The following is a 23043-nucleotide window of genomic DNA, read 5'->3' on the forward strand; positions in this document are numbered from 1 at the left end:
GTAAAAAGATAATTCCCCTAAATAAATTGATGGGCTTCAAACCATTTTCTTTTTCTTTCTTTTAACTTTTTACTTTTGCTTTATTTGGTCAAACTATTGTTGTTTTGCCTCTGGTTTTTGATATTTACCTGGATACTTTCTTTGGTAATAGTCTTCCATAATTTGTAGAATCATCGGCGCGGCGACGCTACCACCACCACCACCAGAATGTTCTGCAAAAGCGACAATTAGCAGGTCTGGATTATCGGCTGGCGCATACGCACCAAACCAAGCATGATTTTGTTTAACACGACGTTTCCAAGCTTCGGCTGTACCACTTTTACCCGCTACCGGGGGAATTGTCGGTTTATTTAAAACCTTCCCTGTACCTTCAGAAACAACTTTACGCAGTCCATCGCGCAAAATTTTAACGGTTGTTGGCTTCATATTTAAAGATTCGCGCCAACTTTGAGCATCTTCATTATCTTTGAGTAAATGTGGCTGGACTCGATAGCCGCCGTTAGCCGGGACTGCAAACATCACCGCTACTTGTAAAGGTGTGGTTTGTAAAGCACCTTGACCAATAGACATATTAATTGTGTCGCCTACAGTCCAGGGTATTTTCCAAGTTTTCTGTTTCCAGTTTTCATCGGGGACTAACCCTTTGGCTTCTTCTGAGGCGAACTCAAAGCCGGTTTTTTGACCAAATCCATATTTGCGAGTCCATTCAATTAAAGCCGGGCCGCCAACACCTCTACCTATTTGATAAAAGAAAGTATCACTACTCCATTGCATCGCGCCGACAAATCCCAAAGGCCCGAAACCTGCATGGTTCCACTCGCCAAATCTGGTTCCGCCAATGGTCAAGGAACCGTAGGTTTGTAAAATTGTGCTGGGGGAAAATTTGCCTGATTCTAAACCGGCTGTGGTTGTGACAATTTTAAAGGTGCTGGCGGGGGGAAAGACGCTGAGGGCGCGATTCACTAGGGGATGGTCTTCACCTTGTACTGATTCCCAGTCTTTTTGTGTGAGTTTTTGTTTAGAAAAGATGTTGGGGTCAAAGGTGGGATGGGAAACTAAGGCTAAAACTGAGCCATTTTTCGGGTTGATGGCTACTATAGCACCATCGCGATCGCCTAAAGCTTTTTCGGCAGCCCTTTGAATATCTAAATCTAAAGTTAAATGCAAATCATTCCCGGCTTTGGCTTGTTTTTCTCCTAATACCCGCAATGGTCGCCCAGCCCCATCTACTTCTACTTGCTGACCACCCCATTCACCCCGCAACATTTTCTCGTAAGCTTTTTCGACTCCCATTTGACCGATAACATCACCTAAGCGGTAGCCGTCTTTTTTTCTTTCTTTTAACTGTTCTGCTGTTAATTCTCTGGTATAACCGAGTACATGGGCTAATGCTGTGCCGTGGGGATAATAACGTACAGCCTCCGTGTGAATTTCCACTTCTGGGAGTTCGTTTTCATACTCTTTGATTGCTGTGACTTGGGCTTCGTTTAAATCACGGGCAATTCTAATTAAAGAAGATGAATTTGCGCCTGCTTCATCGAGCTTTTTTTCAATGTCTGCTTGGGGAATCTCTAAAATGCTGGCTAACCTCGGCCCCACAACTGGCCAAGAGGGTTTTGTATGCGCCATTGGCCAAAGATACACAGAACGGGGATAACGAGTACTGGCTAAAAGTTTGCCGTTGCGGTCAAAAATATTTCCCCGTTCTGGCTGTTTGGCAATAACTCGAATGCGGTTAGACTCGGCGCGTTGGCGGTGTGTGTTTCCCTCAACAATTTGCAAATAGGCCAACCTCACCCCGATGCCACTCAGCATTGTGAGGGTAAATATCATCAAAAATATAGACTGAAAATTGCGCCCGACTGTGCGTGTATTTTTTTTGCCACCTAGAGGAGAAGGGTGTAATACTGCCATAAATAAGGTTAATTACTGATAAGTACTATCTGTATACAATGGTTCTGAGCTTCTACCGGGTATTACTGTTAATCACAATAATTTTTTGTATATAGTTTTACTTATTTAAGTAAAACCATATCGCTGATTCAGTTTATCAAGAATTATTGCAATTAGCCATTCGCAAAGTCTATGACCAGAGTAAATTATTTTGGAGAAATTTTAGAGGGAAGGGGAGGAGGGAGACAAGGAGGACGAGGTAGACAAGGGGGACAAGTTAGAGAGTGTTTTTGAGGGGAAATGTTTACGTATATGGGATATTTGAATAAAATAATCTAATTCCAAGATTCGCAGATATACTCAGTCTCCCGACTCCCTGTCTCGACAAGATGTTTAGAAATCAAATAGGATTGCAATATATCAATGGACTGGATTACGCTGCTGCGATCGCTACAGTCTGATTTTATTCAAAGGCTAACATCTGGTTCTCTGCTACATTGCGAAACAGAAGGTCAATACAGCGAATTAACTATAATTTCTGGGGAGAGATTAAAGATACTCCGCGACTTTTGCTGGCAAATGGCTGAAAAATACAAGCGGGTTTCGCCAGTGCGTGATGTTTTTATCAGCTATCTCAAAGGTAAATTAGGCGAGGAAGTTGTTAAGGAACGTTTGGCTGATTTAATTACCGAAGTTGATTATGAGAAACGCTTTGGTGGCGATGGCAAGATAGATTTTACCCTGACTACTAACCCATCAGTGGGGATTGAAGTCAAATCTCGGCATGGTAGCCTTGATCGGGTGAGATGGTCTGTTAGTTCGGAAGAAGTAGAAAAAAATGCGGTTGTAGTTTGTATTTTAATTCAAGAAGAAGTACACGAAGCGCAATCTGAGTATCATCTTTTTTTAGCCGGATTTCTACCGACTCGGATGATTAAACTCAAAACAGGTAGAATTGCCTTTGGCATAGAACAATTATTATATGGTGGTGGTTTGCGTTGTTATTTAGAACAATATCAATCTACTATTAATTATCAAGAATATCGGACAGAAGATAATCAGAAAACACCAATGTTAGCGGCGCGTCCCGCAGTTAATCAAGATAATCAATTTTTGATTGTGCAGACAGAAATTGATTATGTCAAACTAGGGAATGATTGTTTTGCTAAGGGAGAATATGCAAATGCGATCGCTAACTATAGTCAAGCTTTAAAATTACACCCAAATGATGGAGAGATTTATTATCAACGAGGATTAAGCTATTATCAACTAGGAGATTATACAGAAGCGATCGCAGATTATTCCCAAGCAATTCAACTTAATCTCAATGATGCCAAGTTATATATTAAACGTGGGTTAGCAAGTTACCAGTTAAGCGATTATACTTCAGCAATTCATGATTACTCCCAGGCAATTAATATCAATCCTCATCTGGCAGTAGCTTATAAAAATCGTGCCGATGCTCGTTCCCATTTAGGAGATAATCAAGGTGCGATTGAAGATTACAGCCAAGCACTTAAAATTAATCCTAACTATGCCATAAATTATCAAAACCGTGGCATGTCCCGTTATTTTTTAGGATATCAGCAAAGCTTTACTAAAGCTATTAAGTTAAACCCTCACGATGCTATTGCTTACAAAAATCGTGGTAATGCGCGTGCAGATATGGGTGATTATGAAGGTGCAATTGATGATTATACTCAAGTAATTGCGATTAACTCTCATGATGCCCATGCTTATTATAATCGCGGTAATGCTCGTTATGATTTAGGCGACAATGCCGGAGCTTTTGAAGATTATACTCAGGCTATACAAATTAACCCAAATTATGCCGATGCTTATTATAATCGCGGCAATGTGCAATCAGCGATCGGCGATAAACAAGCAGCAATGATAGATTTTCAAAAAGCTGTAGAACTTTATCGCAAAGAAGGTAAATTAGATGCGCTTAAAGATGCGCGAGGACGAGTTTTAGATTTACAAATTGAAGAGTCGCTAGATATTTTGAATTTTTAATTTAGGTGATACCAATGGAGTGTATTCAAGTTAACGCCTAGCTACGCGCATTAATAAGAATAAACCTATGCCTAAGAAAATAAAATTAGGCAACCAAGCACCCAAAAAAGGAGAAATCACACCAGCTTGTCCGATCGCACCACTAATAAAAAATAGTAAATAGTAAGTAAAAATCACAATCACGCACACGCCAAAACTTGTACCTCTCCCAGTACGTTGCGGGACGCTTCCCATTGCTGCGCCGACTAAGCCAAACACTAGACAGACAAAGGGTAAAGCAATTTTTTGTTGAATTCTCACTTGCAGCTTGCGAATTTTTTGGCGATCGCCTCCTAATCTTTCTACTGTTAACTGTTCTAAAGATTCGGAAATATTCATTTCACCATAGTCACGGCTTTTTTCTACCAAACTCAGTGGTGTGCGTGGTAGTTTGAGTTGCTGCTGTTCAAAACGTAAAATGTTGCGATAAGAACCATTAGATGCAACTAAATAAATAGTGCCATTATAAAAATCCCAAACGCTTTGCGAACCATTCCATTGTGCTGATTCTGCCACAACCACCTGATTTAAACCTGCTGTAGAACGGTCAATAATAGTTAAACCTTTCATCCGTTTACCGTCAAACTGGTCAGCATAAAATAACCGTGCTAACTGCTTAGTTTTACTACCATCGGCTTCTTGAATATCGCGGTATTCGGGATAAAAAATATTTTGTTGTTTTAAAACTGGTTTATCAGATTTAATAGCACTTTGAAGAGTTTGATTGGCTTGGTAATTGGCTGTTGGTGTAATTTGTTCGTTAAAGACAAATGTCATACCTGTAACTAATAAACTTAACACAATAGCAGGTAGCACCATCCGATAAACACTTACTCCACACCCGCGTAATGCTATGAGTTCACTATCGCTCGAAAGACGACTGTAAGTCATCAAAGTCGCCAGCAGCGTGGACATAGGAAAAGCTAACACAATAAAATATGGCATCTTTAACAAGAAAACTTGAATAGCTATGCCTACAGGTAGGCCAGATTCAACAATTTTTCTAATTAGATCAAATACAGCATCAATTGTTACACCAATTGAGGAAAATGCCCCAACTCCAAATAAAAATGGTGGTAGCAATTCACTGAGCAAATAACGATCCATAATCGTAAATGGCAGCAGTGAATTAATACTATAAAAAGACTGTTGCTTTGTGGAAATCATAAGCAATTAAAATTTAATGGTTCAACCCTGGTTAATGCGTAGTTTGTAACTTATAGCAGTCCTATTTGATGTGTGAATAAAAGAGACAAGGGAGACAAGGCAGAGAGATGTTGATAAATCATTGAGAATTTTTATATCAATTTAAATTTTTCGGTTTTTTAAACGTGAAAATTATCACCTAAATAGTATTGCCTCACAAGAGGATTGCTGTACAGTTCTTCAGCTGTACCAGAAGCGAGAATTTGTCCTTCGCGCATAATATAGGCGCGGTCAGTAATAGCCAGAGTTTCACGCACATTGTGATCTGTGATTAAGATTCCCATACCGCGATCGCGCAGTCCTGCTACAATTTCTTGAATTTCTGCTACTGCGATCGGATCAACCCCAGCAAACGGTTCATCTAACAATAAAAACTTTGGCCCTTCTCTTCCCGCCGCCAACGCCCTAGCTAATTCTGTTCGTCGTCGTTGACCACCAGAGAGTTGAATCCCTTTGCTGTTAGCTACTTTCTCTAACCGAAACTCCTTCAGCAAAGTATACAATCGCTTCGACCACTCTCGTTTGGGAACATTGGTTTGCTCTAACACCAAGAGTATATTATCCTGCACACTAAGTTGGCGAAATATACTGGCTTCTTGGGCTAAATAGCCAATACCCAAACGCGCTCTTTTGTCCATTGGCATACCAGTAATATCTTGAGTATCTAGCCAAACGCGCCCTTGATTGGGTCTTTCTAAACCTGTGGCAATATAAAAGGTCGTCGTTTTGCCAGCGCCATTGGGGCCTAGTAAACCAACGACCTCACCTTGAATCACGGAAAGATTGACACGATTGACAATGGCTCGCTTGCCGTAAGATTTGTGAATATTCTCTAAAACAATTTTCACTATCTGCGTTAATTGATACTAAGTAGTAATCGTGAACTGCATACACTAGGACTGCTGAAAAAGGGGCTAGAGGCTAGAAACTAGTTTTTTCCTCAGCACTCATCGCTTTTTCAACTTAGGTTAACCATGCCAATTTTAGATTTTAAATTATTGTGAGGATAAACCAGGAGGTTATTTTCTGCAATTCTACTTAAATGTTAATTGGCTGGCTTGAGATTTGGGGTTTTGGGGGCTGGTGTAGTATTTTGTCCACCTATTTCCGAGTCTTCCACCATATAAATCGATTCGACTTGACGATTACTTTGGGGTAAAGCGACAAACCTGCCTTCATCAATTAAATATGTCACCTTCTCTGCCCGAATACTATTGCCGCCTTGCTGCAAAATATAGACGTTGCCACTAAAATCTATGCGGCGTTCTTTGCTAAAGTATTGTGCTTGAGCCGCCGTTGCTTGGATTTGCCGCGCTGGATACAACATCTGCACATTACCACGGGCGGTGATAATTTGGCTTTTAGCGTCATATTCTTGGATATCTGAGCGAATAGTTAAAGGGCGATTACCACCAGCAGACTGCGCGGTTGCTGTTTGTGTTTGGCTAGGAAAGGTAAATGCGCCTAAAAGTGCGGCTGGGAGTACCAAGGCTAGACCAAAGCGACGTAGGGGTGATGTTAGCGATTGATTGCAGGGCTTCATAGAAATTGGGGGTTCAGAATTTCGGATTTTATACTAATTATCTCAAGTACTTTCTCCAGCGATAACCTCTACAATCTGGAATAGCTTGGGATAAGTCATGGCTGGAAAACTGACGTTTGGCAGAAGGTTGAAGTTTCATGAAAATTTTCATCATGATCATATAAGTCTAATGCGGATTTCCCAAACAAGCGATCGCTCTCTGGATTTGGAATGTTATCATAGCTGAGGAACGTCTTCGCATTTCTATCAGTACCTGGAGAGGTGGCAGAGTGGTTGAATGCGGCGCACTCGAAATGCGTTAAGGATGTAAGTTCTTCGGGGGTTCAAATCCCCCCCTCTCCGTTCTTAAATAAAATCCCTCAAAAAATTAGGGTAGTAACAAATATCTTGTTGACTACCCTAAAGTTTATTTATCTGACTTAATTACTACACAAAATTACTTAACTTCATTAGCAGGAAATTTCGGAACTTTACCTTTTTTCACTGCGACCACAACATCAAAGGTAGAACAGTAAGAAAATGTAACGTTGTTAGCTTTGTTGTAAAGGTTAACAACTTGACCTGCACCACCAGGTTGAATTCCAATTGGTTCAAGGTCGCCAAAGAAAAAACGACGCAGTTGATCACCACTACCAGGTGTACCTTTATGCTTGGTGATCAAATCGATTTCTTGTTGAGGAGTCAAACCTAAAGCATCTTTGCCTTCAGCCGCAATTGCTTGAGTTTGTGAAGGGTTTACGCTTGGTAATGTAACATTAGCAACTGTCAACAACCCAGCTACGGCAACACCTGTTAGTAAAGAAGGGGCGAATTTCATTGGTTAATATTCCTTGTGTTTGAGATTTATAGCAGCTATCCAGAGCATCTCAGACACTACTGAACCTCATCTGAAACTTAGCCATAAATTGTCTGAGTTTATTCCTTGAGAAGATTCAGTTTAAACTCAGCATTTTCTCAGGTAAGTGTGATGTCCAAAAATCTTAGGTAATTTTTAACAGTGTTCCAGCCTGTTATCAGCTAAATATAAGCTAATATCTTTTAGTATTCTGGATGTTATAGGACTTATATTTGATTTATGAAAAAAATCAGTACACTCAGATCAGGCTGCTTTCCTACTCCCTACTCCCCATTCCCTACTCCCAGCCTATCGCGCTTGCGCTGCGCTTCTCTGCGAGACGCTTTGCGAACGCGCACCACACAACTAGATTCAGAAATCAAATCGGATTCCTAATATTTGTATTGCAACTATAAGTGGTATTGTTGTGACTAGCCTGAGAAGATGGCATCGTTTCATTGATAGAATTCCCAGTCAAGCCTATCTCTGGCTCGCAATCGTCATTTTCGGCGCATCTGGCGCAATTACGCGCAAATTAACAGAAATCGGCTCGCAAAACTTAATAAATGGCAGAAACCCGATTTCTTTATGTAATGTTTTGTTTGTCGGTAATATCTGCGCCTTATTGGTTCTGATGCTTATCTATAGGCAGCAGTGGAACAAAACAGCATTGAAGCAAATATCTGTGAAGAATTGGTTAGTGTTGTCGGTGGTTTCTATCCTATCAGGAGCTTTAGCCCCTGGGTTAATTTTTCAGGCATTGGCGCTCACCAATGTCAATAATGTGATTTTGGTTGGCAGACTAGAACCACCACTGGCTTTAGCTTTATCAATTTGGTTATTAAAAGAACGGGTAAATCTGTGGGAAATTGTGGGTGCGATCGCGGCTTTTATTGGCGTGACACTAACTGTTATACTCCAGCCAACGGGAACTCATATAACTAATATGCCTGGGTTTCACTTGGGTACAGGCGAAATTCTAGCAGCAGTCGCAGCAGTCGCAGCCGCCATCGCTACCGTGATAGGGAAAAAATCTGTCTCCCACGTTCCTTTAGGAATTTTTACAATTTACCGCACTGCTTTAGGTACTGTTGTATTTTTCTTTCTGGCTTTAAAGTTATACGGTCAACATCATTTTGTCGAAGTATTTTCGCCTTTTTTGTGGCGGTGGATGTTGCTTTATAGTGTGGTGATTGTAGTTTTAGGCCAGTCCCTGTGGTTTAAAGGTTTGAGAGCTTCTACTGTATCCGTAGCTTCTTTAGTTGGCTCATTTGCTCCCATTGCAGGCATTTTGGCGGCTTATTTTATCTTAGATGAAGTCCCAACTTTACCTCAATATATAGGTGGTAGTTTGATTGTCGTTGGCATATTTATTAGCCAACTGGGAGTGATGCGTCAAACTCGTAGAGTAACCACCGCCAATCAGGTAAATTCTACCGAGGTGCAACAAGTAGAAAGCGAAATGGGATTTAAAGGTATTTAATAACCAATCAATATACAGCGTTTTTCGGTTGAGTGCAGTACAAGTTGATAGGGGATAGAGGCTATAGGCTAGGGGTTAGAGACTAGATGAATGTACCGTATTGGGATGAAAAACGCTGAGACAAAACTTGTCCTACCCCTGCTTCCTGCGGTTTTGATGATAAGTCTTTTACCAGACACGATATGATACCATTTTGGATTTTAGATTTTAGATTTTGGATTGGGTAAGGGTTGATCGGTAAGCTTTTGAGTCATCCATCTGTCGCAATCATTTTTTAATTTGGTATGAGGGGTTTGTTTCAAGCAGATGTAGGTTATTGAGGTAACATTTCTGCATCTTCACCGACAACCGCCTTATCAGAATGATTCGATACAGCAAAGCCATCTCCAACATCTTTAATAAAACCAGCCACTGGTACGGCAATAATTAATCCTAAAACGCCACCAATGTAAGTTCCTACTAATAAAGAAATTAACACCCAAATAGGTCTTATCCCTGTGAAACTTCCTAATAAACGTGGAGCAATCACTTGGTCAATGAGTTGATCTATGATCAAAGCTACGGCTAACACTTTGACTGCTAACCAAAAATCATGGGTAGCGATAATTAAAGTAATTATAATCAAACTAAACACATCACCAAAGGGAATTAAGCTTAAAATTCCTACTCCTAAGCCAAAAAGTAATCCAAACTGGACTTGAAACAGCAAAAACATGAATGTTTGAGCAAGTCCCATCAATAAAGCTAATGTGCCTTGACCAATCAAGTAATTTTGAAAGTTTTGTTGGATTGATTTACCAATTTTTTGGGCAGAATCCCAAGGTAACTTCTTAAATATACCTTGCCACAATCTTGCCCCATCTAACAACAAGTAAAAACTTAAAACTACGGTAATTAATGCACCAGAAACACTATCAATTGTGTCGATGATAATGCTTAACAGCTTATCTGAAAGATACTCTACTTCTTCGGGAATTTTATCAGTAATTTTGGTAAAAATCTGACTAAAATCTATGCGGCTTTTCTGGCTAAAGGCCCAATCATTTAAAACCTGTAATTTTGTCTCACTAGAATCAATCCATTGGGGTAGTAATTTCACCATTTCATTAAATTGCTGAGAAACTATGGGCAATAACGTAGTTGCAAAAGTTACTAATATCAACGTAGCTAAGACAAAAACTAGCGTAACTCCATAGTTGCGGTTTAATCCTTTCCTCTCTAGTAACGCAACAGGGTAATTTAAAATAAAAGCAAACAAAGATGCTAATACAAGAATAGTTACTAAAGGTTGAAAATATTGAAAAAACTTTAATAATAGCCATCCATTAAGAAATAATAGCGGAAACAAGAGTGTTAAAATTAGCCATTTTAGGAGGCGGTTAACTGATAAATTGATATTCATAATTATTCCTAATTAATTTGTCATGCTTAGTATCAACTTATCAAAAAATTGCTGACTTTATTTTTTTTAGGGATGTATCTTAGCAAAAACTCACAGGGGCGCAATATATATATTGCGCCCCTGTGAGTTGCCTTAGCAATAAAAAGATTCAAAAGTAGCAGTTTTAACGCAGGCTGGCCAGTGGTATGCCTAACCAACCTGCAAAATTTTCTTTTTGTGTGTTATTTGGATTGTTAACCGGAACTACTTGATATTTACTTGGACGTGGTGCCGCCAGAGTCACAGAACAGGTACGTAGTTCATCTTGATGGAAAACGGTTACTTGAATTACGTCGTTTGCTTGGTAATCTTTTAAGCGATCGCTTAGTTGATGGGAAGTGACACGGATACCAGCGATCGCTAGTAACTCATCACCCGCATCAATTCCTGCCAATTGTGCAGGCGAACCAAATTCTACAAACTTGACAATTTCTCTGCCATTTTCGGTATTTAATCTCAACCCAAGGTAAGGTTCTTCTTCTTTATCGGCAATCACCTGTAAGCCAAAAGGTTCTAGATACTGATTAAACGGCAACTCGTCCGTGCCATTAATGTAGCGATTAAAGAAGTCCGTCAAATCCATCTCTGCGACAGATTCAATTACTTCCTGCAACTCTTCGGGTGTATAACCAATTTCCGATTTGCCAAATTTGCGCCACATCAACCGCATCACATCATCCAAAGAACGCTGATTTGCCGATCGCTCTCGAATCAGCAAATCTAGCAATAAAGACACCATTTCTCCCTTCAAATAGTAAGAAACTTGGGAATTATTGCTATTAGCATCTGGGCGATAAAGTTTAATCCAGGCATCAAAACTGGACTCAGCCAGTGATTGCACCTTCCGCCCTGGGGTAGTCAAAAATCGGGAAATTTCCTTACTCCAATTATGAAAATATGATTTGGCACCATAAATTCCTGCCCGTAGAGGAATCAGCAAATCATAGTAACTAGTTGTTCCTTCACAAAACCACAGAGACGAAGTGTAGCTTTCCCGGTCGTAATCAAACACCTCTAAAGCTTTGGGGCGAATCCGTTTTACATTCCACAAGTGAAAGAACTCGTGCGCCACCAATTGAATGAAGCGATCGTATTTATCTGGTGAATTAAAACCAAAACGCTGATAAATCAAAGAACAGCAGTTTTTATGTTCCAAGCCGCCATAGGCTTGAGCAAACAAATGCAGCAGAAACACATATCTGTCGTAAGGCAACCCGCCAAACATCTGTGCTTCTACATGAATGATTTTTTGAATATCCGCAATTACTTGTTGTGCTTGGTAATTACCCTGTCCCCAAATCGCCAGTTCGTGAGGTTTTCCCAAAACCTCAAAGCGGTATAACTTGTGATCACCAATTTCAAAGGGAGTATCGACAAGAGTATCAAAATCGGCTGCGTAAAAAGTGAATGACTGTTCATCAACTGAAGGTAAGGCTGTCGTCACTCGCCATTCGGGATGCGGCGGTACAATCGTTACTTGAATTGGCAAAGTTTCATAGCCCCGGACTCTAAAAAACAGGGCTGCACCGTTAAAATAACCGTGGGTACCATCCAAATGATTTGTCCGTACCGATAGCTCATTGGCAAATATACGGTAACGTACAGTTAATTCCGAAATACCGTTTGTGTTGATCTGCCAGTGGTTTTTGTTGATTTTACGCCAAGGTAAAGGTTGCTCTCCACTAAAAGCGGCAAAATCTTGGAGATTCTTGGCGTATTCCCGCACGAGGTAAGAACCTGGTGTCCAGACGGGCATTTTCAAATCCAGGGTTGGGGATGAGTGATTAACCAGCTGCAAGCTCACTTCAAACAGATGGGTTTCTGGTTGGGGCATTGCGACCAGGTAATGAATCGTCGGTACGGTTTCCTTAACGCCAATTTCGAGACGAGGTGCTGTTGCTTCAGTCATTTGTAGTAGTAGACAGGAGTGATAAGTTATGAGTTTATAGTTATTAGTCAATAATTAATAGTCAATGGAGGGACTTTGTAAAGAACGAGGAATCAAGCAGTGTGAAAGCACGATTTGGAAAAAATTTACAATTAATTAATATTTTATAATTAATATCAAAGCTTCCAGTCTTTTTATCCATAATTAATTAATTTTTCCCACCAAGCATCTGTTTCCAGCATTTTTGATGCTTGGGCGTTTTTCATCAAAAATAGTCAGTAGAGCTGATTTCAAAGCTGGTCACTCAACTCTTTATGCTCCACACCATTGCCAAAATTTACGTTTGTGGCTGCTACCGTTTCTTTTTTTCAAGACTTCCTAACACCAGCATCAGTCGTTAGTCCCAAAGTTCCTCAGTCTCGGACTTGGATAGCTAATGTAAATCAGTTGTCGTAGCAGTTGAATTTCTTTGAATCCACATTCAACCCAGAATTAGACTTTCCCTGCCAAATTCATCAGTTGCTTGAAGTTAACCAAGTAAATGATGTTATTAGCATTATCGATTGTGATCCATCCTTTTTCATGCAGTTTTTCCATGATTTTGGTGGTTTCCTCAACTCCGATTTCTGTCACTTCCGCCAAATCTTTAAAGGGAATATTAAAAATTTCTTTACCACGTTCGGAGTCTTGTCCATAACTTTCACCCAAACTAACTAAGGTATGAGCCAGTTTGACGGCTGGTGGTGAAGAGCGAATTTGTAAACGTTGGTTAAATTGTCGGATTCTTCGCACCATCAGTTGCAGCATCCGATGGTGTAATTGTGGATCTTTAAACAAGATTTGAATAAAACGCTCTCTAGAAATACTCAGTAATTTTACAGGTGAAAGGGCAATTACATCAGTAGAACGTGGAGATTCATCTAAAATCGCCATTTCGCCAAAAAAATCACCCCGACCTAAAATCGCTATAGCCACAGAATCTTCGCCAGAGGTACGGCGGACTTTTACCCAGCCGGATACCACAAAGTAAACGGCGTTACCCCAGGCATCTTCCATCAATACGGCTCGTCCTACGGGATATTCGTGATCAACGGCAACATTGAGCAGCCATTCTAAAGTTTGTGGGTTGGCTGTACTCAGCAAGGGGAAAAGTTCACTAAAAACCTCAGTCTGCATGAAATATCTGTAAAAAATGAATTCAATAATGGAAAATTTAGTTGACTGCTATAAGTTTTAAACCTGTTACCATAGTATTAATACATATTTAAAATGTAATAATTAAGACTAACAAGCTATGGTTTTTCGGTCTAATGTTCCCTTACAACATAGCAATTATGTCAGGGATCGAAATCAGAGGTTTTACTGACCCAATTGTGATTTATTATTTGCTCATTGAATCGCTATTTGCTGTGAGTATTTTGACTTGTTGGTCTAAATTTTCCACAATGCGATTTAAATTATCTAAAGCATCTGCTTGCTCTGATGTGAGGCTAGAGTTAAGTATGAGCCGTTGATGCAGTTCTTGTAATTTATAGCTCAGTTGTTGAGAAATACCCAAAACATCACGGCTGAGACGACCTAATTGTTGTTGTTGATAAAACTTTAAGGCGGCTCCCCGCAGGACTTGTAGTGTGGCTTCTTCACCGTAAATCCCTGGCATGACTCGCAGGCGTAATAACAAACGGTTTTGTTGATATAAACATTCTTTTTCTATTTGTTTTGGTTCTGTAATTGTGGCTATAGGTAAACCGGCAAATCGCTTTAATTCATTCAGTACGCCTTGAAACACTGACAGGGGTAAATTATCCAGTACTGACTGGACAACACCGTTATCACTCCAGAGTATCCTACCTTGATAGGGTTGTCTTTCTAAATACAAGCGACCAATGCCACCACCCAAAACTCGACCGAGTAATTCTTCTAGTAGTTTTTTGGGTGGGAGTAGTGCCAGCACTTCCACCGGAGTGGATAGTTCTGGGGTAGGCACTGGCAGGATGGTTAAATTTGTTGCCAGGGATGCTTCGGTGATTTCTGCTTTAAGCTTTTGAGCTAAGGCTGAAAGGTTGGGTTCTGGAATATTTTTAGGAGTTTCCATGTTTTCCACCATTGATGTTGGTGGTTGCTGTTGAGATGATTTGAAATCAGCTTGATTTAAGGTGGGGATATTGGAGCTAAAGGTATTTTTATAGTTGAGGTAGGCTGAGAGGATGTGGCGGTGGCTGTCGCTGGCAATTTCATGAGCCACCATTGTGCAGTTGATATAAGCGAGGATGCGATTTACGTAATCAAGGGCGCTACTGTCTTGCGGATGCACCATCCCCAGGAGTAATTTGTTACTTTCTAATCGAAAGGGCAGAATTTGGTGGTACAAGCAAGCTTCAAAGGACAAGAGATGATCAATTAGCTGAAATATTTGTTGGCGATCGCTTTCTTGCTCTAAGTTGATCGGTATATTCGATAGTACCTGCTGCTCACTGGCTTCGGTATCATTTGATTTGTCCTCTGAAGACAACATAGGTTTAATTATTTACAGTTTCCTTATATTTTATTTTGCTCTAAGCTAGTTGGCAGTAAATAAAGATACTTTGTGTTCTTGGTAAAAATTAAATTAATCTCAGTAAGATAATGCCAGGTTCGATAGGTATAAATTTTTTTGTACTAGTTAGTCTTGGTTGGTTTTAGGGAGCAGGGAAAGGCTTTCCGCAAAGTCCTTAATGAATTCATGGCTAGGAATTGCGGTGGCTACTTATGCTTCTGATTCTTCGGTTCTCAAGGATTGGGCGGTGAGATAAATTTTTGTCCATTCTCCCATTGCTTGATGAGTTTTCAGACTTAACTGTTGGGCGATCGCTTCTAGGGAATGACCTGCTTTGCGTAAATCTAGCACTTTCTGACCCAATGGCGTTAATTTCTGATAAAGTTGCTGCCATTGGTTAGGTGTCAGTCCTAAATTATGTTCTTCTAAGGAAATGGATAGCCAGCTATTGACCAGTTCTGGTTTACCTTTGAGGGCAAAAACTCTGACTGCATGGTAGCTGATTTTCTCCCGCAGACGATAGATTTCTCGAATGGGTTTTTGCAGTTGTTTGGCAATTTCGTCTTGAGATTTGCCTTGGAGATATAGCCGCAACCAATCTACTGCGTCTTGTCCGAGATTTTCTTGTAAGTAGTCGGCAAATTCTGTTTGCACGGACTGGCGCAGTGCTTGTTGTTCTTCTAGTTGTTGGGCTTCTTGATATTCGGCGATCGCTTGATTATCTACTAAGTTGACGCGATTATCACTGTCATCGGTGAGAATTTCTTCGGAAACCAGTCGCACCATATCGCTACCTGGTACTTGAGTTAAGCCACCGCGCTGAGTCCGACGCAAGTAATTGACAAATCTGTAAACTAGTAGCGGTTGATTGCGGACTGGCCGCAAGGCATACTCTTCAATGCTGGCAAATAGTAATGTATCTTGCAGTCTTCTGTCGGTGGTAAATTCGGCAATGCAGGCCATTTGTTGCTGCATATAATTATCGCTTTGCAGCAGTTCTTGAATCACTTCTTGTAAAACATCCATAACACTGCGCTGGCGATCGCGGCTGAGTGCTACCCAAGTTTGAATTTTATGGCGTAAGCTGACTAAACTCCCCAAGCGAGTAATTAAGTTACGATAAGCTCGTTCTCTACCAAGACCCAAGTAGCGTTGATGTAAAATTTTCCAGCGATATTCCATTGCTTGTTTAGCAATTTCTAGTTGTTTGGGGTCTAATAGTTCAAATCTGTTTAAGTCTTTGCCCAAAAGCCACAAAACAATACTCTCTCTCACAGATGTACTTTGTTCTGGAATTTCTACAGCTAGGCGTTTATGCCAATACTGGGCCAGTTTGTCTGCATCTGTTGCCATAGTGAGATTGTTTTCCTCAAAACCTTGCCTTAAAGTTTGCATCACAACCCCCGTTGATCGTCACTCACTCTTAACATCTTGGCTGGCAGTTGTCCATGAATCGGTCGCTTTCATGAAGACATTTCAGCGATTCTATTTTTATTTACGTTTTTATTCTCAAACTTTATGCAGAAGTTTTCAGATTAACTTGTGATTTTTATTCTCTGCACAATAAAAAATTTTGTAGTTAGCAATTTTTTCCATATTTCACAATTTTCAATTTTTGTCAACTTATCATTAAAATACCTAAAAAGCTAACTAATCCTCAATCAATCTGATCAGGACAAACTAGGATTAAAGGGCTTCAGTTAGTAAAAATGAGAAACTCTACACTACTGCTCAAGAACTAGTGAGATTTCTCGAAATTCCAGACGTTAGCTTGAGTAGATAAGTTTCACGTCATCAAGTCTTTATTTCGTGTTTTAGGAAATATGTAATTTTTCTTATCAATTTCTACTAACTTGTCTATGGCGATCATATCTAAAAGCCATAGTTTACAGTTCACTCCTTAATTTCTATCGGTAGAGGAAGTTGTGTGAAAGATTGCGGCGATCGCTAACACTACAATTTTCTTAAAATCTCATGCTGTGGGTAAAGCAATTTTTTTTAATTATACGCAAAACTGACAACCAGTCCTCGAAGTAATTTGTTTCTTTTAAGAGTTAGTTGCCCAGGAGAGTAATGCTTGTGACAAATGGAATTAAATTGAAACAGCATACTTAGCAAAAAGTCAATAGTCTAGTCGCAATTATTAATCATTGATTAGCAATTGGACTGGGGACTTTTGACTTTAGCTGTGGGATGAACCTGCTAATTTTATCTGCCGTTACCAGACCTGATGATCGGATTTTCTACAGAGTCACGATACTGCTGTACTTCTGCGGTGTAAGCAATTGGTAAAACAGCCTCAACGTTTTCATGAGGACGAGGGATAATTACCCAAGATTCTAATGTGCCTCCATAAACATTTTCTGCTGCTTCCACACCGGCAGCCATCGCGGTTTTCACTTCCGAAACATCTCCCCGAATATTCACCGTAAAGCGTGCGCTACCAACTCGGATATAACCAACGAGGGTAACTCGTCCTGCTTTTACCATTGCGTCTGCTGCGGCTAACACAGCAGGAAAACCCTTAGTTTCCAGCGAACCAACTGCCTGTAGTGACATTCTTCATCTCCTGATATAGATAAACGTATGTATCGCTGCAAAATTAATTGTAGGCAGCTTTGTTACAAATTTTAATGGCGAAACTGTTTAGAAGATCCGGAAAGGCTCAGATTTCTGGGTGAAGTGGATGGGCAGAACTGTTTCCACATTTTCTGGGGGATTAGGAACTATATAATGGGTGATTACTGTTTCTGCCTTTACCTGCTCCCCAGCGTTTATACCTTGTTCAACAGCTCTGTTGACTTCAGCAACTTGTCCTCGGACAGCAACAACAAAGCGACCACTTTCCGCTAGTCCATAATATACCAGCGTGACTGCGGCAGATTTCACCATTGCATCTGCTGCGGCTAACACAGATGGAAAACCTAAAGTTTCAATTACGCCAACAGCCATTGGCATGGCATTAGCTCCTGAGACAATAAATAGAGTGATCTTTATTTTACGCGGGGTTGGCTCCAATGGTGACATTCAGGAGTGTTTTTTTTCGGTACACTGAGTCATTAGCTAACAAATCAGCACAATTTTGGTGATGGGGTGCTGTAAACTATAATTTATGTTTCCTAGCTTTTTACCAGCCGCAGTTAGGCAATTAACTGAACCAAACTCGATCGCCCTAGCTTGTAGTATCCAAAGTCAAGCGATCGCTACTCCTTTATCTGCCGAACCAATCACCACCACTTATGTGAAACAAGGCAGTGGTGGCACACCAATTTTACTCATCCACGGTTTTGATAGTTCTGTATTAGAATTTCGCCGACTACTACCACTACTGGCAGAAAATAATCAAACCTGGGCAGTGGATTTACTCGGTTTTGGCTTTACCGACAGACTCCAAGACATAGCATTTAGTCCCGTCGCCATTAAAACCCATCTATATTATTTCTGGAAAACCTTAATTAAAGAGCCTGTAATTTTGGTGGGTGCATCGATGGGAGGTGCAGCCGCCATTGACTTTACCCTCACCTATCCAGAAGTCGTCAAAAAACTGGTGTTGATTGATAGTGCTGGGTTAAAAGCAGGTTCACCTTTAGCAAAATTCATGTTTCCGCCCTTGGATAATTGGGCGACAGAATTTTTGCGTAATCCCAAAGTCCGCGATCGCATTTCTCGCACTGCTTATAAAAACCCCAATCTAGTAACTCTAGATGCTACATATTGTGGCGGACTGCATCTAGAAATGCCGAGTTGGCATCTAGCTTTAATTGCTTTTACCAAAAGTGGTGGTTACAGTGCTTTTAGATTTAAGCAGCTAGGACAAATTCTGCAACCTACATTAATTCTCTGGGGCGACTCAGACAAAATCTTAGGCACTACAGATGCAAAAAGATTCAAACGTGCCATTCCCAATAGTAAACTCATTTGGATTCAAGACTCTGGTCATATTCCCCATCTAGAACAACCACAAGTTACTGCCCAACATATTCTCGAATTTCGAGATGAATCATAAAAAGTACAGGTCGGCGGAAATATGATTAGCATTTCGCTCCCCCCTAACCTAGGCTAGGGGGGAGCGAAGTACTACCAGGCAACTTTATCAGAGTTGTGTGTACACCCCGGACTTGCGGGGTGGAGTCGAAGCAGCTGCTATGACTATATTTAATTATTGTTTAGGAGGAGCAACAACAGCTTTGTTAACTACGCTCTTTACACCTTTGATTTCTTGTGCAAGAGGCTGAATCTTATTCAGCTGATCTTGATTATTGACAGTACCATTCACAGTGACTGTACCATTTTGGTCGGCAGCAACTGTTAGCTGACCACCAGGAATATTAGCTTCTAATTTAGAACGCACTTCACTGGCTAAATCGGCGGTTGCTCTTTGGGTATCACCACCTGTTATATTATTTCGTTCTTCACGCGCCCGGATATCTTCATTAAGTTGTCGGCGGCGCAGTTCACTTTGAGCGTCTTCTTTTGCTTCTTGAGTTGTTTGTGCAGCTGGGAAAGCAGGATTTTGATTTACTGTGTCGGGTGCTGATTCGCTGGTGCGAGAAGGATTTTGACAAGCAACAGCACCAAGAAGTAATAAGCTACTAACAAAAAAGGGAGCTAGTTTTTTCATTGGTTTAATGATCAATAGATTGACAATGAAGGGTTTTTTGTTTTAGTTAAAGTAGGTCGTCCCGGCGATCAACGATGGTGACAGTGGGATCTACACGATCGCCTGTTACTGGATAATTAGCGCGACCAGTTTCAATCACTGGGGTTTCTTGATGTCTTGTCCAATCCCCACCGCGACGGGATTCGGTATCAACATCAGTCGCATCAAAAATGTCAAAGTCTTCAATCCCGCGACGTTGCAGAATAGTTTGGGCGTGTTGAATTTCTGTGTCTGTACCATCGACCATGACTAAGTAATCGCCGCGTTGAAAGCGATCGCTATAAATTCTTGCTCTGTCTTCGGGAATCCCTAATCCCACTAATGCACCAACTAAACCACCAGCAGCTGCACCAATCGCCCCACCAGCTACGGTTGTGGCTAAAGCGGTTGCTAATGCACCACCAGCAATCACAGGCCCAATTCCGGGAATGGCTAATGCACCCAATCCAACTAATAAGCCGCCTAAACCACCCAATGCACCACCTGTAGCGGCTCCGGCTTTCGCACCTTCATCAGCTTTGTTACCGACACCAGCCACACCATGACCATTTGTGTCTTTAGCAATTAGTGAAACGCGATTCATGGGGAAACCAGCATCTCTCAGTTCATTGAGTGCGGCTTCTGCATCATGGCGGTGGGAAAATACACCTATGGCGCGGCGGTTTTGGTGTAAGGGTGTTGTGGCGTGGCTGTGGGGGTCAAAAATTTGCCAATGTTGAATTCTATGGCGGTTGAGAATCGCCGCCGCCCGATGAATTTCGTCATCTGTACCACTGACTGCAACGATGTAATCGCCGTGATTGATGCGCTCGTTATAAAAGCGGGTGCGGTCATCTGGTAATCCATAGCGCACAGCATCCAAGCGATCGCTATAATTCACTTCTTTTAAAGCTGTTTGATTGATTGACTCCCGATGAATCAAGGAAATTTGGCTCAGAGGAAAGCCAGCCACCCGTAAATCATTAATTGCGGCTTCCGCATCTTGACGCAGACTAAAGTAACCTAAAGCATGTTTGGCATAACTTGTTGTGGGATCAACTTCATGAGCATGGGGATGGTTGTAAATGCCATACTCTTCAATTCCCCGACGATGTAAAATGGCTTCAGCTCTGGCAATTTCATCATCTGTACCATCGACGATGACCAAATAACCACCGCTTTGGACACGTTCGTTATAAACTCTAGCCCGTTCTTCGGGGATTCCCAAACCAATCAAAGCGCCAATTAAACTACCAGCTACTGCACCAATACCAGCCCCAGCAATAGTAGTGGCGATCGCTGTTGCAGTTGCACCCGCCAACATAATCGGCCCAATTCCAGGGATGGCTAAAGTTCCCAGCCCAACTAATAAGCCTGTTAAACCGCCTAAAGCGCCGCCTGTAGCTGCACCCACCGCCGCGCCTTCGTCAGATTTATCGCCCACGCGATCGCTGACTTGCGTACCAGCAATCTCATCTTTACCATCAGCATCTCTCGCAATCACAGAGACTCTATCCATCGGAAAGCCAGAATTTCTCAATTCATGTAATGCTTCTTCGGCATCCCTGCGATTAGAAAATACACCTATAGAGCGTCTCCGTACACCAACAACCATTCTCACTTCTCCTAATTAATTAAAATCTTGTGATCACAAATTTATTGAGTTCAATAATCCTATTACTATCCTTTTTCGCCATAATTTCCCTCAATCTCGCGGCGTAATTATCTTCTCTATCAACAGATATACGTACGTAGATAATGAATCCAGAAAATTTATTTTTTAAATAAAACGATGGCATTGATAACACACTTTTTACCTAAATAAATATCCCCGATTTATTTAATAAATCGGGGATGTGATGTAGCAAAAATATTTATGATTATTTTATTAGCAACCATAGGACTAATATTCAACTTCTAAAAATAATTAGTTAATTTAGACAAGACTTCTTCCCTACTTTCTTGGCACACCAGTAAATTCGGGAATAAAACCGTATTCCTATAGTTAAGTATAAGAAATAAATTAAACCTAAATTGAAATGAACGGGTTTCGACACTTCGACAGGCTCAGTGCATCGCTCCGCTCAACCCTCTTTTATTAGGTCTATTGAGCATTGAGCGACTCGCCCTGAGCGTAGCCGAAGGGAGTCGAAATGCGTCTTCTAAATAATTGTGTCCACCTAAAAGCAATAGCTCAACAAAACTAATTAAAGAACTGTACCGCGTGTAGATTCGGTCTCAATTGGTTTAATTAGATATAGCTGTAACATGTGCCAAAAAATAGCAACAATTGGCGGAATTTGTTGGAAAAATTTCACTATAGCGGGCTGATTACTGTTTTTAATTGCCGCAATTTTCAAGTTATTTTCTGAACACTGTTCTAAGCGCCAGAAAAATAACGGGTGATTTGTATTCAAGATGAGGGGAAATGCGCGTGCAGAAGTGTTATTTGTCTCTTGAATAACTCTGTTGTTGTATTTACGAGGATGAATCCCAATCACTTCGTAAAATGATGCGCGTTCAAATACAGTCATTGTATGGGTAGCAAACACAGTCAGCAAAAAGAATCGCACCCACAATTTTGCTGTCCAACTTTTCCAGAGTTTAGTTTGCGATCGCAACAATGCTTTAAAGAAATCTCCGTGGCGATTTTCGTCTTGACACCAACTCTCAAACTTGCGGAACAACGGATAAAACTGATATTCTGGATGCTCTTGCATGTGCTGATGCACTAAAATATATCGCCAATAACCAATTTTCTCCGATAGGTAAACTGTGTAAATAATCCACTCTGGCGGGAAAAAGGTATATGTGCGGTTTTTGGTTAAAAAGTTTAAATCTAATGACAGGTTCAAATCTGCCATTGATTTATTCAAAAACCCTGCATGACGAGCCTCATCCCGCGCCAAATATTCAAACGCTTGAGATAGCAACGGGTTATTTTTTTTCAGACGACGTGATAATTCTTTAAATAAAAGAAACCCAGAAAACTCCGAAGTACAAGAACGTTCTAAAAAGTCAATAAAGGCGCGGCGTTTTTCTCCTGTAATGTGATCCCATGACTGCTTAAACTCATCATCACGCACAAAGTGATGGCGGTTGTAATCAGCCCGCAATTCATCAATCACAGCCTTGATTTCAGCCTCATTAGCCGATATATCCAATTTCGCCACTGCATCAAAGTCTGTAGTGTAAAACCTGGGTGTTAATAAAGTTTCTGCAACAGGCGCTTTAATACCCGGCTTTAGCAATTGCGGCTCTGGGGTTGCAACTGAATCGACCATGAGACTCCTTTACATTATTTTATCTTTTAATAGTTATATAAGCATAAAATGTTGTAAATCCGCATCAGTTGAATTATGGAAAAGCAAATATCACGAGATAACCTTAATGCTCAGGTTTCTCAGGGTTGTAGCTGTGGTTTTGCGGCTAATTTCCCCGCTTTTAAGAGAAGTAGCAATGCAACATCGCTAAATTTGTCTAAATATTGGGGAATATAAAGAAATATTAATAGCTGTATAGTT

General features: G+C 40.8%; 18 protein-coding genes and 1 tRNA gene. 4 read left to right on the forward strand and 15 right to left on the reverse strand.

All coding sequences use genetic code 11. The features are described 5' to 3' along the window. Positions 1-93: 93 nt before the first annotated feature. Positions 94-1914, reverse strand: coding sequence for a penicillin-binding protein 2 (gene mrdA / locus H6G28_RS06865; protein WP_190669861.1), 1821 nt, complete (start codon positions 1912-1914; stop codon positions 94-96). A gap of 402 nt (positions 1915-2316) precedes the next feature. Here mrdA and H6G28_RS06870 point away from each other — a divergent pair, with 402 nt between their 5' ends. After that, a complete protein-coding gene (locus H6G28_RS06870) occupies positions 2317-3909 on the forward strand; it encodes a tetratricopeptide repeat protein (protein ID WP_190669863.1) in 1593 nt (530 codons plus the stop codon). Between the two features lie 30 nt (positions 3910-3939). Here the strand turns inward: H6G28_RS06870 and H6G28_RS06875 are convergent, their stop codons facing one another. The 3 genes from H6G28_RS06875 to H6G28_RS06885 form a co-directional block, all read right to left on the reverse strand. Continuing rightward, entirely contained in the window at positions 3940-5055 is a 1116-nt protein-coding gene (locus tag H6G28_RS06875; RefSeq protein ID WP_190589804.1) for an LptF/LptG family permease, read from the reverse strand. Between the two features lie 218 nt (positions 5056-5273). Then, positions 5274-6002, reverse strand: coding sequence for an LPS export ABC transporter ATP-binding protein (lptB, locus tag H6G28_RS06880; RefSeq protein WP_190589805.1), 729 nt, complete (start codon positions 6000-6002; stop codon positions 5274-5276). Between the two features lie 197 nt (positions 6003-6199). Next, positions 6200-6697 (reverse strand): LptA/OstA family protein, encoded by a 498-nt coding sequence (locus H6G28_RS06885; protein WP_190669866.1) that lies wholly within the window; start codon positions 6695-6697, stop codon positions 6200-6202. A gap of 255 nt (positions 6698-6952) precedes the next feature. Here H6G28_RS06885 and H6G28_RS06890 point away from each other — a divergent pair. Further along, positions 6953-7039 (forward strand) — tRNA-Ser (locus tag H6G28_RS06890). A gap of 94 nt (positions 7040-7133) precedes the next feature. Here H6G28_RS06890 and H6G28_RS06895 read toward each other — a convergent pair. Then, the gene (locus tag H6G28_RS06895; RefSeq protein ID WP_190589807.1) at positions 7134-7514 is read right to left on the reverse strand and encodes a hypothetical protein; all 381 of its coding nucleotides are present in this window, start codon (positions 7512-7514) and stop codon (positions 7134-7136) included. A 445-nt stretch (positions 7515-7959) separates the two neighbouring features. Here H6G28_RS06895 and H6G28_RS06900 point away from each other — a divergent pair, with 445 nt between their 5' ends. Then, positions 7960-9015, forward strand: coding sequence for a DMT family transporter (locus H6G28_RS06900; protein WP_190669868.1), 1056 nt, complete (start codon positions 7960-7962; stop codon positions 9013-9015). 313 nt (positions 9016-9328) lie between these two features. On the opposite strand, the gene H6G28_RS06905 is transcribed toward H6G28_RS06900, so the two are convergent. From H6G28_RS06905 to H6G28_RS06935, 7 genes are all read right to left on the reverse strand, one after another. Next, positions 9329-10411 (reverse strand): AI-2E family transporter, encoded by a 1083-nt coding sequence (locus tag H6G28_RS06905; protein ID WP_190670107.1) that lies wholly within the window; start codon positions 10409-10411, stop codon positions 9329-9331. Between the two features lie 169 nt (positions 10412-10580). Next, positions 10581-12365: a M61 family metallopeptidase gene (locus tag H6G28_RS06910; RefSeq protein WP_190589809.1), complete on the reverse strand. Its 1785-nt coding sequence runs from the start codon at positions 12363-12365 to the stop codon at positions 10581-10583. Between the two features lie 471 nt (positions 12366-12836). Then, entirely contained in the window at positions 12837-13520 is a 684-nt protein-coding gene (locus H6G28_RS06915; RefSeq protein ID WP_190589810.1) for a Crp/Fnr family transcriptional regulator, read from the reverse strand. Between the two features lie 205 nt (positions 13521-13725). Beyond that, positions 13726-14859, reverse strand: coding sequence for a GspE/PulE/PilB domain-containing protein (locus tag H6G28_RS06920; protein ID WP_190669870.1), 1134 nt, complete (start codon positions 14857-14859; stop codon positions 13726-13728). Between the two features lie 231 nt (positions 14860-15090). Then, positions 15091-16275 carry a HetZ-related protein 2 gene (locus H6G28_RS06925; RefSeq protein WP_190589812.1) on the reverse strand — a complete coding sequence of 395 codons (1185 nt, stop codon included), beginning with the start codon at positions 16273-16275 and terminating at the stop codon, positions 15091-15093. A gap of 813 nt (positions 16276-17088) precedes the next feature. Next, positions 17089-17439, reverse strand: coding sequence for a carbon dioxide-concentrating mechanism protein CcmK (locus H6G28_RS06930; RefSeq protein WP_190589813.1), 351 nt, complete (start codon positions 17437-17439; stop codon positions 17089-17091). An 87-nt stretch (positions 17440-17526) separates the two neighbouring features. Beyond that, a complete protein-coding gene (locus tag H6G28_RS06935) occupies positions 17527-17838 on the reverse strand; it encodes a carbon dioxide-concentrating mechanism protein CcmK (RefSeq protein ID WP_062287987.1) in 312 nt (103 codons plus the stop codon). A 154-nt stretch (positions 17839-17992) separates the two neighbouring features. On the opposite strand from H6G28_RS06935, the gene H6G28_RS06940 reads away from it, so the two are divergent. Next, positions 17993-18886: an alpha/beta fold hydrolase gene (locus H6G28_RS06940; RefSeq protein ID WP_190669872.1), complete on the forward strand. Its 894-nt coding sequence runs from the start codon at positions 17993-17995 to the stop codon at positions 18884-18886. Between the two features lie 153 nt (positions 18887-19039). On the opposite strand, the gene H6G28_RS06945 is transcribed toward H6G28_RS06940, so the two are convergent. The 3 genes from H6G28_RS06945 to acsF all read right to left on the reverse strand — a co-directional run bounded on the left by H6G28_RS06945 (position 19040) and on the right by acsF (position 22803). Further along, positions 19040-19501 carry a BON domain-containing protein gene (locus H6G28_RS06945; RefSeq protein ID WP_190669874.1) on the reverse strand — a complete coding sequence of 154 codons (462 nt, stop codon included), beginning with the start codon at positions 19499-19501 and terminating at the stop codon, positions 19040-19042. A 46-nt stretch (positions 19502-19547) separates the two neighbouring features. Then, positions 19548-21134 carry a general stress protein gene (locus H6G28_RS06950; RefSeq protein WP_190669876.1) on the reverse strand — a complete coding sequence of 529 codons (1587 nt, stop codon included), beginning with the start codon at positions 21132-21134 and terminating at the stop codon, positions 19548-19550. A gap of 592 nt (positions 21135-21726) precedes the next feature. Further along, on the reverse strand, positions 21727-22803 hold the full coding sequence (gene acsF, locus H6G28_RS06955) for a magnesium-protoporphyrin IX monomethyl ester (oxidative) cyclase (protein WP_190669878.1): 1077 nt from the start codon (positions 22801-22803) through the stop codon (positions 21727-21729). Positions 22804-23043 lie beyond the last annotated feature (240 nt).

It is taken from the genome of Nostoc sp. FACHB-190 (assembly GCF_014696905.1).
Classification (GTDB): Bacteria; Cyanobacteriota; Cyanobacteriia; order Cyanobacteriales; family Nostocaceae; genus Nostoc_B.

Coding starts and splice junctions, on each gene's coding strand:
- mrdA (WP_190669861.1), bottom strand. CDS start 1,914: ATGGCAGTATTACACCCTTCTCCTCTAGGTGGCAAAAAAAATACACGC.
- H6G28_RS06870 (WP_190669863.1), top strand. CDS start 2,317: ATGGACTGGATTACGCTGCTGCGATCGCTACAGTCTGATTTTATTCAA.
- H6G28_RS06875 (WP_190589804.1), bottom strand. CDS start 5,055: ATGGATCGTTATTTGCTCAGTGAATTGCTACCACCATTTTTATTTGGA.
- H6G28_RS06885 (WP_190669866.1), bottom strand. CDS start 6,697: ATGAAGCCCTGCAATCAATCGCTAACATCACCCCTACGTCGCTTTGGT.
- H6G28_RS06895 (WP_190589807.1), bottom strand. CDS start 7,514: ATGAAATTCGCCCCTTCTTTACTAACAGGTGTTGCCGTAGCTGGGTTG.
- H6G28_RS06910 (WP_190589809.1), bottom strand. CDS start 12,365: ATGACTGAAGCAACAGCACCTCGTCTCGAAATTGGCGTTAAGGAAACC.
- H6G28_RS06915 (WP_190589810.1), bottom strand. CDS start 13,520: ATGCAGACTGAGGTTTTTAGTGAACTTTTCCCCTTGCTGAGTACAGCC.
- H6G28_RS06920 (WP_190669870.1), bottom strand. CDS start 14,859: ATGTTGTCTTCAGAGGACAAATCAAATGATACCGAAGCCAGTGAGCAG.
- H6G28_RS06925 (WP_190589812.1), bottom strand. CDS start 16,275: ATGCAAACTTTAAGGCAAGGTTTTGAGGAAAACAATCTCACTATGGCA.
- H6G28_RS06930 (WP_190589813.1), bottom strand. CDS start 17,439: ATGTCACTACAGGCAGTTGGTTCGCTGGAAACTAAGGGTTTTCCTGCT.
- H6G28_RS06935 (WP_062287987.1), bottom strand. CDS start 17,838: ATGCCAATGGCTGTTGGCGTAATTGAAACTTTAGGTTTTCCATCTGTG.
- H6G28_RS06940 (WP_190669872.1), top strand. CDS start 17,993: ATGTTTCCTAGCTTTTTACCAGCCGCAGTTAGGCAATTAACTGAACCA.
- H6G28_RS06945 (WP_190669874.1), bottom strand. CDS start 19,501: ATGAAAAAACTAGCTCCCTTTTTTGTTAGTAGCTTATTACTTCTTGGT.
- H6G28_RS06950 (WP_190669876.1), bottom strand. CDS start 21,134: ATGGTTGTTGGTGTACGGAGACGCTCTATAGGTGTATTTTCTAATCGC.
- acsF (WP_190669878.1), bottom strand. CDS start 22,803: ATGGTCGATTCAGTTGCAACCCCAGAGCCGCAATTGCTAAAGCCGGGT.